Source organism: Mycolicibacterium grossiae (assembly GCF_008329645.1).
GTDB classification, from domain to species: Bacteria; Actinomycetota; Actinomycetes; order Mycobacteriales; family Mycobacteriaceae; genus Mycobacterium; species Mycobacterium grossiae.
Map to the genome: position 1 here is coordinate 1,245,828 of NZ_CP043474.1, position 11,825 is coordinate 1,257,652.

General features: G+C 69.8%; 11 protein-coding genes. 2 read left to right on the forward strand and 9 right to left on the reverse strand.

Annotated elements, in window-relative coordinates; genetic code table 11:
- Window positions 1-12: 12 nt before the first annotated feature.
- The 6 genes from FZ046_RS06005 to fadD5 all read right to left on the reverse strand — a co-directional run bounded on the left by FZ046_RS06005 (window position 13) and on the right by fadD5 (window position 7,472).
- Complete coding sequence (locus tag FZ046_RS06005; RefSeq protein ID WP_070352708.1) at window positions 13-1,617, reverse strand: MCE family protein; 1,605 nt, start codon at window positions 1,615-1,617, stop codon at window positions 13-15.
- Window positions 1,614-2,645: a virulence factor Mce family protein gene (locus FZ046_RS06010; protein ID WP_070352707.1), complete on the reverse strand. Its 1,032-nt coding sequence runs from the start codon at window positions 2,643-2,645 to the stop codon at window positions 1,614-1,616. Before FZ046_RS06010 ends, FZ046_RS06005 begins: the two co-directional genes overlap by 4 nt.
- Entirely contained in the window at window positions 2,642-3,874 is a 1,233-nt protein-coding gene (locus FZ046_RS06015) for an MCE family protein (RefSeq protein ID WP_070352706.1), read from the reverse strand. The genes FZ046_RS06010 and FZ046_RS06015 overlap by 4 nt, the downstream gene beginning before the upstream one ends.
- A 4-nt stretch (window positions 3,875-3,878) precedes the next feature.
- The gene (locus FZ046_RS06020) at window positions 3,879-4,748 is read right to left on the reverse strand and encodes an MlaE family ABC transporter permease (RefSeq protein WP_070352705.1); all 870 of its coding nucleotides are present in this window, start codon (window positions 4,746-4,748) and stop codon (window positions 3,879-3,881) included.
- 1 nt (window position 4,749) lies between these two features.
- Window positions 4,750-5,550 carry an MlaE family ABC transporter permease gene (locus FZ046_RS06025; protein ID WP_070352704.1) on the reverse strand — a complete coding sequence of 267 codons (801 nt, stop codon included), beginning with the start codon at window positions 5,548-5,550 and terminating at the stop codon, window positions 4,750-4,752.
- Window positions 5,551-5,768: 218 nt separating this feature from the next.
- Entirely contained in the window at window positions 5,769-7,472 is a 1,704-nt protein-coding gene (gene fadD5 / locus FZ046_RS06030; protein ID WP_083298164.1) for a fatty-acid--CoA ligase FadD5, read from the reverse strand.
- 141 nt (window positions 7,473-7,613) lie between these two features.
- On the opposite strand from fadD5, the gene FZ046_RS06035 reads away from it, so the two are divergent.
- Window positions 7,614-8,300: a GntR family transcriptional regulator gene (locus FZ046_RS06035; protein WP_070352703.1), complete on the forward strand. Its 687-nt coding sequence runs from the start codon at window positions 7,614-7,616 to the stop codon at window positions 8,298-8,300.
- 9 nt (window positions 8,301-8,309) lie between these two features.
- Here the strand turns inward: FZ046_RS06035 and FZ046_RS06040 are convergent, their stop codons facing one another.
- A complete protein-coding gene (locus FZ046_RS06040) occupies window positions 8,310-8,747 on the reverse strand; it encodes an SRPBCC family protein (RefSeq protein ID WP_070352702.1) in 438 nt (145 codons plus the stop codon).
- Window positions 8,748-8,779: 32 nt separating this feature from the next.
- Between FZ046_RS06040 and FZ046_RS06045 the strand changes: the two genes are divergently transcribed.
- A complete protein-coding gene (locus tag FZ046_RS06045) occupies window positions 8,780-9,724 on the forward strand; it encodes a D-2-hydroxyacid dehydrogenase family protein (RefSeq protein ID WP_070352701.1) in 945 nt (314 codons plus the stop codon).
- 4 nt (window positions 9,725-9,728) lie between these two features.
- Here FZ046_RS06045 and FZ046_RS06050 read toward each other — a convergent pair whose 3' ends face one another.
- Together FZ046_RS06050 and FZ046_RS06055 are read right to left on the reverse strand one after the other, a co-directional pair.
- Entirely contained in the window at window positions 9,729-10,211 is a 483-nt protein-coding gene (locus tag FZ046_RS06050; protein WP_070352700.1) for an acyl-CoA thioesterase, read from the reverse strand.
- A gap of 53 nt (window positions 10,212-10,264) precedes the next feature.
- A complete protein-coding gene (locus tag FZ046_RS06055; protein ID WP_070352699.1) occupies window positions 10,265-11,815 on the reverse strand; it encodes an HNH endonuclease signature motif containing protein in 1,551 nt (516 codons plus the stop codon).
- Window positions 11,816-11,825: the final 10 nt, after the last annotated feature.

An 11,825-nucleotide genomic window follows, 5' to 3' on the forward strand; every position in this document is an offset into this window, starting at 1 on the left:
CTCGAAGGTCTCCTACTGGTCTTGCGAGCCGGGCGGCAGGAACGGGGGGTTGCCCGGCAGAGGCGGGGTGTCGACGGGCGGAAGCTGCGGCCCGGGGCCCGGGGGCGGCGGCGGACCGGTCAGCGGCGGCGGCAGCGGGGAGGTCCCGTCGCCCTGCAGCGATCCCGGCGCGATGTACGGGTCGGCCGGTCCGGGCGTCACCGGCACCGTGCGCGCACCCGGAGGACCGGGAACGAACGGCGGGGGCGGCGTGCCCTGGACCGGCGGCGAGTACTCACCGGGGAACGCGGCCGCGGGGACGCCGGGAGCCGGCGGCGGCGCATTCGGGTTCGGCGGCAGGCCCAGCACGTCCGGCGGCCCGTAGTTGTTCGAGCCGTACGGGTTCGGGCCGAACGGGCCGTTCTCGGCCTGCGTGCACGGCAGCGGGTTCGCCGGGGTCGGGAAGTTGCCCGCAGCGGGCGCGTAGGAACACGGCGAGCCGGCGATGACGGCGGGACCGGGGTGCTCCGGCGTGCCCTCCAGCGGCGTCGGGGCTGGCGGCGGCGCGCCGTTCTCGAAGCGCTGGCCGTTGGGATCCGGGTACCGGAACTCGGGCAGACCCGCGTTGCGCCAGAACTCCTCGGGGTTGATGCCGCGCTTCTTGAAGGCGGCGTCCACCCACGGCTGGATGATCTGGTACGGGAGGATGTTGATCAGGATGACCTTGAAGTAGGGGCCCGAGGAGATGGCCTCGCCCAGCGCGGTCGCGACCTTGCTGACGTTGCTCAGCACGTCCATCAGGTCGTACTTGCGGGCCACCAGCACGTCGCTGATCGTGCGGAGCTGCTCGAGCACCTTGTTGAGGTTCGGGTTGTCCTTCGTGAACCCGGCGACCTGCTGGGAGAAGGCCGAAACCCGTTCCAGCAGAGCGCTCACCGCGGTGTTACGCTCGTTGATCGCGCCCAGCAGCGTCTGCGTGTTCACGAACAGCGCGTTGATCTGCCCGCTGCGGTTGCCGAGCACGCCGGCCACCTTGTTGGCGTTGGCCAGCAGCTTCTGGATGTCGTCGTCGCGCTTGCCGATGGTGTCGGAGAACCGGGCCACCCCGTCGAGCGCGGCGCTCAGATTCGGGTAGGTCTGGTCGATCGTCTCCGACAGCACGTTGAGCGACTGCTTGATGGTCTTGGTGTCCCAGCCGAGGCCGGCCTCGGCCAAGTCGGAGAACGCGTCGTAGATCTGGTACGGCGTCGTCGTCTGGCTCAACGGCAGCGTTCCGTTGGGCGGCAACGTGTTCGACCCCTTGGGGATGATCTCGATGTTCTTGCGCCCGAGGATGGTGTCGGTGCGGATGGCCGCCCGGCTCTCGGTGCCGATCCGGGTGCCGTTGAGCGTGTAGCCCACCACGACCTTGTCGCCGTCGATGCCCGTGCTGCGCACCTCGCCGACGTCGACGCCGGCGATGCGCACCTTGTCACCGCCGTTGATCCCGGCGGTGTCCTTGAACTCGGCGTAGTACACCGGCTGGGCAAAGATCATCGGCACGCTGGCGAAGCTCTGCCCCACCCCGATGACCAGCAACAGGATGAGGATGCCCTTCAATCCGTTGCGGACCCGGTTGTCGCCTTCGAGAGTCCTCATTTCGGCGTGCACCTACCCGATGGCTGGCTGGTCAGCTTCACCTTGCGGACCGGCCCACCAGGCTGGAGACCGTTGAGGATCAGCGAGATGTCGCAGGCGTAGAAGTTGAGGAAGTCACCGTAGATGCCGCCGGCGCGACCCAGGATCCGGACGACCTGCGGGAACTTGACCAGCAGGTCGTTGAGTTCCTGCTTCTGGTCGACCAGCGGCTGCTGGACGCCCTCGAGGTAGTTGACGGTGTCGCGCAGCAGCGGACGGTTGTCGGCCAGCAGGTCGGAGATGGTGCCCGCCGCGTCGCTGATCTCGGCGACCGAACTCGCGACCGGATCGGCGCGGTTCTCCAGACCCGTGACCAGCTTCTCGAAGTTCTGGATGGTCTCGTCGAACTGCTGCTGGTGCCGCACGGTGGTGTCGAGGACGGTGTTGAGGTTGCGCACCACCTCGCCGATCGCCTGGTCGCGGTCCGCGAGCGCCGACGTCAGCTGCGCGGTCTGGTTCAGGATGTCGTTGATGGTGCCGCCCTGGCCCTGGAAGATCGTGATGAGCGACTGGGCGATGCCGTTGACCTTGTCCGGGTCCAGCGAGCGGAACAGCGGCCGGAAGCCGCCGATCAGGGCGTCGAGGTCCAGCGCGGGCTCGGTGCGCTCGACGGGGATGGTGCCGCCGGCGGGCAGGCGCGTCTGGTCGTCACCGCGCTTGAGCTCCATGAAGCGGTCGCCGATGAGGTTGAGGTACCGGATCGAGGCGGTGGTGCCCTGGAACAGCGGCAGGGTGCGGTCGACGTCGAAGTGGACCTCGACGCGGTCGCCACCGGGCAGCAGCTTGACCTCGGTGACCTTGCCGACCTCGACGCCCGAGGCGCGGACGAACTGTCCCGACCGCAGGCCGCTCGCGTTCTTGAACAGGGCCGTGTAGCCGGTGGTGCGGTCGAACCGCATCTGGCCGAACACCACGATGATGAGCGCGGTGAACAACAGCAGCACCAACGACATGGCGCCGAGCTTGATCGCTGTACCGGTGATTCTCATGGGTTGATCGTGTTCTCCCCGATCTGGCGTCCCCAGACGTACTCGATGGCGATGGGCTGTCCCAGTTCGAAGTGGTTGTACGGCGCGATGCTGGCACCGGTGTCGGTCACCAGGTACGGCGCCGGCCACAGGTCACGCGTGATGGGCTGCCAGCAGCCGGGGCGTCCTTCCGGTCCGCCCTTGGCGTTGGTGCGCGGGAGGTTGTCGGGGTACACGTACGGGTTCGCCGCGCCGATGATGGCGGTGCGGGTGTTCAGCGAGTAGCCGTTGCCGCCACCGAACGCCGCGCGGGCCTTCGGCTCGACGTCGTGGAAGTTGCGGATGGTGCAGAACAGGGCCGGGCTGTACTCGTCGAGCAGCGCCGAGGTGGGCAGCAGGTCCTTGATGCCGCGGGTCAGGTAGGGCCCGCCGCGTTCGAAGACGTCACCACCCGTGTTGCCGAAGCCGACGGCGCCCATCAGCGCCTGGTCGACGTTGCCCTGCTGCTCGTTGAGCGTGCGGGCCGTGGTGACGGCGTTGTTCAGGCCGTCGAAGAGGTCGGGCGCGGCGTTGGCGTACACCTCGGCGAACCCGGCGAGGGCCCGGTTGTCGCGCTGCAGCTGCGGCAGCCGCGGGTTGACGTCGGCGAGGATCTTGTTGCCGGTCTCGATGGACTGCCCGAAGCGCTCACCGAGGCCGTCGAGGGCCTGGGCGGTGGCCGTCAGCGTCTGGTTCAGCTTGATCGGGTCGACCTGCTTGGTCACCTCGACGACGGTCTCGAACAGCGTGTTGAACTCCGTCGTCACGTTGGTGACGTCGATGGGCGTCGACGCGGTGATCCGCTGCGCGCTGGGGTCCTTCGGCGTGGAGAACGCGATGTACTTGTTGCCGAAGACCGTGCTGGCCTTGATCTCGGCGTCGACGTTCGACGGGATCAGACCGAGGAACTTGCGGTCGACGTCGAGCAGGACCTTGGCCTTGGGCGTCCCGTCCACCTCGACGGCGTCGACCTGCGTGACGCGGCCGATCTCGACGCCGTTGTAGGTGACCTTGGAGCCCGGGTCCATGGACAGGCCCGAGCGGGCGGAGAGCAGCGTCAGCCGCTCCGGGTTGGCGAACCCGCCGCGGAACTGCACCCACACCAGCGCCAGCACGACCGCGGCGACCAGCAGCAGCACCAGGCCGGCGATCTTGTAGGGCGGGGTGCGCGGCGCGTTGACCGGCGAGGAGATCTGGTTCGGCTTCGTCATGTCACTACACCGTGAGGTTGAAGTTGGCGTTGGTGCCGTAGAGCGCCAACGAAGCGAACAGGACGACGAGGACGATCGCGATGAGGGAGGCGCGCATCGAGCGGCCGACGGCCTCGCCGACGCCCACCGGGCCGCCGCTGGCGTAGAAGCCGTAGTAGCAGTGGTTGAGCATGACGATGACCGAGATGATGATCGCCTGCACGAACGACCACGCGACGTCGTCCGGGCGCAGGAACGTCTGGAAGTAGTGCTCGTAGGTACCGGTCGACTGCCCGTAGAAGAGCGTCGTGGTGACCTGCGCGGACAGGAAGCTCATGATGATCGCCATCGCGTACAGCGGGATGATGACGACGAAGCCGGCCATGATGCGCGTCGACACCAGGTAGCTGATCGACTTGATGCCCATGACCTCCAGGGCGTCGATCTCCTCGCTGATGCGCATGGCGCCGAGTTCGGCGGTCGCGCCGGCGCCGACCGTGGCGGCCAGCGCCTGGCCCGCGACGACGGGGGCGGCGATGCGGACGTTGACCAGGGCGGCGAAGAAGCCGGTGAAGGCCTCGACGCCGATGTTGCCGAGCGAGGCGAAGCCCTGGATGGCGATCAGTGAGCCGCCCGAGAGGGTGACGAAGCCGACGATGGCGACGGTGCCGCCGATGACGGCCATGGCGCCGGTGCCCATGCCGATCTCGGCGATGAGCCGCAGCATCTCCTTGCGGTAGTAGCGCACGGCGTGGCCGATCGAACCCACGGCAGTGACGACGAACCACGCGATGTGGCCGACGCTGTCGAGGCCGCGGGCGGGCGCGCTGGCCAGCCGCTCGCCCTGGGCGACGGCGCGGGGGAAGCGCTGGCGGACGACGGCGAAGGTGGACATGTCAGCGCCCCGTTCCGAATCGAACGCCGATCGTCGTCAGCACCACGTTGACGGCGAACAGCGCGATGACGCAGAGGACCAGCGTCTCGTTCACGGCCGTGCCGACGCCCTTGGCGCCGCCCGACACCGTCAGGCCGCGGTAGCAGCCGACGAGGCCGGCGATCAGGCCGAAGGTCATGGCCTTGACCACCGAGATCAGCACCTCCGGCAGGCCGGTGACGAGCGTCAGCGTCGAGACGTACGCGCCGGCCGAGATGTTCTGGATGTAGACGCCGAAGACGAAGCCGCCGACCAGGCCGATGGTGATCACCGCGCCGTTGAGGAGGAAGGCCACGAACGTCGAGGCGATCACGCGGGGCACCACCAGGCGGTGGATCGGGTCGATGCCCAGCACCTCGAGGGCGTCGATCTCCTCGCGGATGGTGCGGGCGCCGATGTCGGCGCAGATGGCGGTCGAGCCCGCGCCGGCCACCACCAGCACGGTTACCAGCGGACCGAGCTGGGTAACCGCACCGAGAGCGGCGCCGGCGCCGGAGATGTCGGCGGCACCGAACTCGGCCAGCAGGATGTTCAGCGTGAAGATGATGAGCACCGTCAGCGGGATCGCGACGGCGATGGTGGGGAGGAAGGCCACCCGCATCAGGAACCAGCCCTGAAGGATGAACTCGCGCCACTGGAAGGGGCTGCGGAAGGTCGCCTTCGCGGTGAGGACGCACATGCGGACGAATCCGCCCACGGCCGTCAGGCCCGGGGTCACCTGGTTGCGGACGTACCCGACCAGACCCGGCTGCTGGGCCGTCACGCGCAGACCATCGCTGGGCGCGCACAGCCGTAGCCACTGCGGCGGACCGGCAAAACCCGTCGCACTCGCCCTCCTCGCGTCAGCCCCGCGTATGTGATGGCCATCTCCCTACTGGTTGGTAGTAAGACGGACCACAGGACTGTACCCGATGGATGAGCGGCGCTGCACCGCATCCGTCGGATTGAGACATTGGCCCGTGGCAAACCCGTCCGCATCGGTCACGCCCCGCCGTCGTCGACAGAAGCCGTTGACGCAGAACTACTTTCGTGGACGTCAACGTGCACTGCCGCGCCGAACCGTTCCCTCAGTTCCGTCTTGAGGACCTTACCGGCCGGGTTCCGGGGCAGCGCCTCGACCACTTCGAGAGCCTTCGGGTGCTTGTACCGGGCCAGCCGATCGGTGAGGAATTCGTCGACGTCGCCCAGCGTCAGGCCGGCGCCACCGACCCCGGCCGCACCGGCGTCGAGGGCAACCACGGCAACGGGTACTTCGCCCCAGCGCTCGTCGGGTCGGCCAATCACGGCGACCTCGGCGATCGACGGGTGCGCGGCGAGGACGTTCTCCACCTCGGCGCAGTACACGTTCTCCCCGCCGGAGATGATCATGTCCTTCTTGCGGTCGACCACCCAGACGTATCCCTCGGCGTCCTGGCGGACCAGGTCGCCGGAGTGGAACCAGCCGCCGTGGAACGCCTCGGCGGTCGCCTGCGGGTTGTTCCAGTAGCCGGCCATCAGTGTCGGTGCGCGGTAGACGATCTCGCCGACCTCGCCCACGGGGACGTCGTTCATCTCGTCGTCGACGATGCGGGCGGAGACGGTCGGGATGACCTTGCCGACGGAGCCGAGCTTCCGGATGGCGTCGTCGCCGAGCAGCATGCAGGTGACCGGAGACATCTCCGTCTGCCCGAACGCGGCGAGGATCGAGGTGCCGGGGAAGGTATCGGCCATCTCGCGCAGCAGCGTGTCCGACGCCGGGGCGGCACCCCAGGACAACACCCGCAGCTTCAGCCGGCGGGGCCGCGCGCGCTGGGCGGCGCACACCGCCTGCCACTGCGCGGGCACCAGGAAGATGCCGGTGACGCCCTCGGCCTCGAGCACGTCGAGCAACTGACCGGGGTCGAAGGCGCCCAGCGGGTGGATCACCGTGGGCCGGCCCAGCGCGAGGCCCGGCAGCATGTTGCCGATGCCGGCGATGTGGAACAGCGGCACGCCGATGAAACCCACGTCGTGGTCGAGGTCCGCGCCGTTGGTGATCAGTCCGGTCATCGTCTGACCGCTCAGGTTGGCGTGGGTGAGCACCGCGCCCTTGGGCCGTCCGGTGGTGCCCGAGGTGTACATGATGAGCGCCGGGCTGTCGTTCTCGACGTCGACCACCGGTGCCGGCCGCCCGTCCTCGGCGACCAGGTCCTCGTAGCCGAGGACCCCGTCCCCGGTGGGCGCGCCGGCGACCACGACGTCGGCGAGCACCGGCGCGAGGTCGCGCACGGCGGTGGCGACGTTCGCCAGCACCGGTTCGGTCACCACCACCCGGGCGTCGCAGTCGGAGACGAGGAACGCCAGTTCGGGCGGCGTGAGCCGGAAGTTGACCGGAACGGCGATGGCGCCCAGCAGGTTCGCGGCGAGGAACGTCTCGACGAACTCGGTGCGGTTGAGCATCAGGATCAGGACGCGGTCGCCGGCGGCGATGCCGCGGCGGTGCAGGGCACCGGCCAGCGCGTCGACGCGTGCGGCGAGGTCGGCCCAGGTGGTGGTGCGGCCGGCGAAGCGCAGCGCCGTGTCGTCGGGCTGCATCAGCGCGTGCCGGGCGAGCTGGGTGGTCCAGTTGTTGCGCCGGGCGAGGTAGGGCTGGGCGAGAGGGGACCCGACGACAGGGGGCTGAGACTGGCCGGTGCCGGTGGCCGGGCCGACGGTCGAGGCGGTCACCGTCCGATGCACCCCCTCGCCGTCCGCGCGCGGTTGCGCCGCGCTGATATTTGATCAAACATGGTGTTGCTCCGGTCACACTAGGGGGTTGGTGGCCCGGGAACAAGCCTCGGGCCGAGCACTTCGCCTCGAGGACGGCCCGTGAAGACGACGACCCGACCCGCGCGCCGGCCGGCGGTGCGGCGCGAGCAGCTCTCCGACGAGGTGGCCGCTCACCTGCGCGCCGGGATCATGTCCGGCGCGCTGCGCCCGGGGACCTTCATCCGGCTCGACGAGACCGCGGCCGAGCTGGGCGTCAGCATCACCCCGGTGCGCGAGGCGCTGCGCACATTGCGCGGCGAGGGCATGGTGCAGCTCGAGCCGCACCGCGGACACGTCGTCTCGCCCTTCACCCGCGGCGACATCGAGGACCTCTTCTGGCTACAGGCGACGATCGCGACGCAGCTGGTGCGCTCGGCCGCCGAGCGCATCAGCGACGACGACATCGACGAACTCGAGCGCCTCGTCGAGGAGGTCACCGACGCGATCGAGCGGCACGACGGCGAGGCGGTCGCGGACGCGGAGTTCGCCTTCCGGCGGGTGGTGAACCTGGCGGCGGGCCGGGTCAAGCTGGCGTGGTTCCTGCTGCACGCGACCCGGTATCTGCCGTCGCGGATCTACGCGGAGGACGCGCAGTGGGGTCGCGTTGCGCTGGCCAACCACCACGACCTGATCGAGGCGTTCCGGCGCCGCGACGCCGACGCCGCCGTGCGGCTCACCCGCGAGCAGTTCACCGACGGGGCGCGCCGGCTCACCGCACGGCTCGACGAGCTGGGACTGTGGACGTGAGGCGTCGACTCAGTGGGCGAGCTGCTCGGCGCGGGCCTTGAGGTTGTCCGCGAGGTAGTCCATGGCGTCGCCGACGACCTTCTTCACCATCGGCTTGGGGATGGGCATGGTGGTCTCGACGTCGAAGTCGACCGTCAGCAGCGTGGTGGGTCCCATCTCGACCACCGAGAAGATCTGCTCCTGCTTGGAGAAGTGCTCGCCCTGCTGCATCACGGTCTGGATCTGGTTGGGGCCCGGGTAGTAGACGGCCTGGATGTAGACGCCCTCCATGCCCTGCACCGAGGTGTCCAGCCGCAGCTGGCTGGGTCGGCCGTCGTCGTAGCGGGCCAGGATCCAGCAGCCCTTGATCTCCTCGTTCCACTGGGGGTAGGCCTCGAAGTCCGCAACGATCGCCATGATCGTCGCGGCCGACGCCGACACCTCGACGGTCTTGCTCACGATGGGCATCGGGCGAGGATACCGCCCGGCAGACTGGGGCCATGAGCCCTCCGATCCGGGTCGCCGTCCTCGACGACTATCAAGACGTGGCCCTGCGCTCGGCGGACTGGTCGCCGGTCACCTCGCGCGCCGAGGTCACGACGTTCACCGACCACGTGGCCGACGCCGACGACCTGGTGGCGCGGCTCGAGCCGTTCGATGCGGTGCTGGTGATGCGCGAGCGAACACCGTTGCCGCGCTCCGTGATCGAGCGTCTGCCCCGGCTGCGACTGATCGCCTCGACCGGCAACGTCAACGCGTCGATCGACATGGCCGCCGCCGAGGAGCGCGGCATCCGCGTCACCGGAACGGGTGGGTCGGTGGCGTCGACGGTCGAGTTGACCTGGGCGCTGATCCTCGCGACCGCCCGCAACCTGGTCGCCGAGCGGCAGTCGGTGGCCGCGGGCGGCTGGCAGGTCGGCGTCGGTCGTGAACTCGACCGCCGGGTGCTCGGCGTCCTCGGAGTCGGCCGCATCGGCAGCCGCGTCGCACGGATCGGCGCGGCGTTCGGGATGGACGTCGCCGCGTGGAGCCCCAACCTCACTCCCGAGGCGGCGGCGGAGGCCGGCGCCCGGTACCTGCCGCGCGACGAGTTCTTCGCGACCGCCGACGTGCTGACGGTGCACCTGAAGCTCGGTGAGCGCTCGCGCGGGCTCGTCGGCGCCGCCGAGCTGGCCGCGATGAAGCCGACGGCGTTGCTAATCAACACCTCTCGCGGTCCGATCGTCGACGAGGCAGCGCTGATCGACGCGTTGCGCACGGGCGCCATCGCCGGTGCCGGCCTCGACGTGTTCGACGTCGAACCGCTGCCGCCGTCGCATCCGCTGCGGACGCTGCCGACCGTCACCGCCACGCCGCACATCGGCTACGTCGCCGATCGCCCCTACCGGATCTTCTTCCGCGACGCCGTCGCAGCGATCGCCCGGTGGCTGGACGAGATCGGCTGAGACGTCAGATCTGGGCGCCGGTCAGCAGCTCGCGGATGGCGTCCGGGATCGGGACGGGGCGCCGGGTGGTGCGGTCGACGTAGACGTGCACCCAGTGCCCGACGGCCGCGGCCGTCGCGTCGGATGCGGCGTCGTGGGGTGCGCCGGTGTGAGGTGCGTCGGTGGAGCCGGCGGCGAACAGGGCCAGCCGGTACGTCACGCTGCTGGTGCCGAGCCGCGTCACGCCGAGCCCGACGGTCAGCGGATCGGGGAAGGCGAGTTCGGCGAAGTACCGACACCCCGATTCGGCGACCACGCCCAACCAGGGCGCCGCGGTCGGGTCGTGGTCGAGGCTGGTGCCGATCCACCCGTTGATCGCGGTGTCGAACAGCTCGTAGTACTTGGCGTTGTTGAGATGCCCGAACATGTCGTTGTCGGTCCACCGGGTGGTCGCCGGCCAGTGCACGGGAAAGTCCCGCCCGGTCAGCGTGCGTTCGTCGACGGCCATGGCCGGAAGTCTGTCATCCGGCGTGGACCTCTTCGCCGCTGGAAGGGGTCGAGCTAGAAGGGGTCGTCGTCGCTCGGTGCGAGCAGGCGCTCGGGATGATGCGTGACGTTGATGCGGGTCTGTCCGGTGTCGAGGTGCGGCGGCGGGATCCACTCGACCAGTCCGTCCCTGCGCCGACGGGTGGTCCACTCGGTGGTCTCCACCATGCGGTTGTCGGGACCGCAGGCGAGCGTCATGTCGTCGACGTTGGTCTGGCCGTCGTCCTTCCAGTCGGCGGTCGCGTGGTGCGCCTGGGTGACGTAGCCGGCGGCATCGCATCCAGGGCAGGTACACCCGCGGTCGCGTGCGAAGAGCATCAGCTTCTGCGCGCCCGTCGCGCAGCGCTGGCTGCGGCCGAGATGCAGCGCCGCGGACGTGTGTTGGTCGAACACCGCCAGGTAGTGGTGCGCGTGGGCGGCCATCCGGATGAGGTCGGTCATCGGCAGCCGGCTGCCCCCGGCGGTGACGGCGTACCCCGCGCCGCGCTCGAGGTCCTGCAGCGTCGTCGTCACGACCACTGACACCGGCAGACCGTTCAGCGTCCCGAGATCGCTGCGGCACAGCAACATTCGAGCCATCACCAGCAGCGCGTCGTGCTGACGGCGGGGTTGGGTGCGGCCGTGCTCGTCGAACAGCGGGGCGTGCGACGGCGGACCGACCTCGTCCACCGGGCCGGCCACGTCCGGGCCGGCCACGTCCGGAACGGCCGCATCGGCACTGTCCGCATCGGCACGGTCCGCACGGTCCGTGTCCGCACCGGCCGCGTCCCCACCGTCCGCATCCGGACCGGCCGCATCGCTCCCCCCGGTTGCTTCCGATGCGCCCGTCGAGTCGGACGTCGCCGCCGGATCTCCCGCGGGATCGGGCCGGCGTGCGTCGAACGCCGCGAACTTGGCGAACAGCGGCTCCAGCAACGCCCGCAGCTCGGGCGTGATCCATCCGCTGAGCCGGCTCATCCCATCCGGCTGCTGCGAACTCAACGTCAACCCTGCCTTGCGTTGCCGGTCGGCATCGGACAGCGTGCCGTCGGGGTGCAGGTGCGCCAGCAGACGGTTCGCCGCCTTGTCCAGCGCCACCGGGTCCACCTGCCGTGCCAACTCGGCCAGCGTCCGCTCCGCCTGGATGCGCGTCTCCAGATCGACGGCGTCCGGCAGTTCGGCGACGAAGTCCTTGATCACCCGGACGTGGTCGTCACCGATGGCGCCGTCGGCGATCGCAGCGGCGGTTTGTGGGAGCTGCGGTGGCAGCTCCTGCCCGTCGAGCGCGCGGCGCGAACCCAGCAGCCGCGCCCACGCCAGGCGGCGCAGCGCGTCGCCCTTGCCGATGCGGCACCACTGCATCAGCAGCTTGCTCAGCGACGTCGCACCCAGGTCCGTCGGCGTCGCCTCCCGGTCGAGCCGCGCCAGCAGCGCGTGCTGCACGGCGGGCACGCGACGCAGCGTCGTCTCGAGCGCGGCGTAGGACTCCAGCAGCTCCCGGTGCGAAAGGCCGTCGACGTCGGCGCCGGCCAGCCCGCCGACCGCACCCTCCAGGGCGGTCAGCGCATCGGCGAGACTCGACGTCATGCTTCGAACA

What these genes read in the sequence shown, in the direction of transcription:
- FZ046_RS06005 (WP_070352708.1), bottom strand. Translation starts at nt 1,617, where the DNA reads ATGAGGACTCTCGAAGGCGACAACCGGGTCCGCAACGGATTGAAGGGC.
- FZ046_RS06010 (WP_070352707.1), bottom strand. Translation starts at nt 2,645, where the DNA reads ATGAGAATCACCGGTACAGCGATCAAGCTCGGCGCCATGTCGTTGGTG.
- FZ046_RS06015 (WP_070352706.1), bottom strand. Translation starts at nt 3,874, where the DNA reads ATGACGAAGCCGAACCAGATCTCCTCGCCGGTCAACGCGCCGCGCACC.
- FZ046_RS06020 (WP_070352705.1), bottom strand. Translation starts at nt 4,748, where the DNA reads ATGTCCACCTTCGCCGTCGTCCGCCAGCGCTTCCCCCGCGCCGTCGCC.
- FZ046_RS06040 (WP_070352702.1), bottom strand. Translation starts at nt 8,747, where the DNA reads ATGCCCATCGTGAGCAAGACCGTCGAGGTGTCGGCGTCGGCCGCGACG.
- FZ046_RS06045 (WP_070352701.1), top strand. Translation starts at nt 8,780, where the DNA reads ATGAGCCCTCCGATCCGGGTCGCCGTCCTCGACGACTATCAAGACGTG.
- FZ046_RS06050 (WP_070352700.1), bottom strand. Translation starts at nt 10,211, where the DNA reads ATGGCCGTCGACGAACGCACGCTGACCGGGCGGGACTTTCCCGTGCAC.
- FZ046_RS06055 (WP_070352699.1), bottom strand. Translation starts at nt 11,815, where the DNA reads ATGACGTCGAGTCTCGCCGATGCGCTGACCGCCCTGGAGGGTGCGGTC.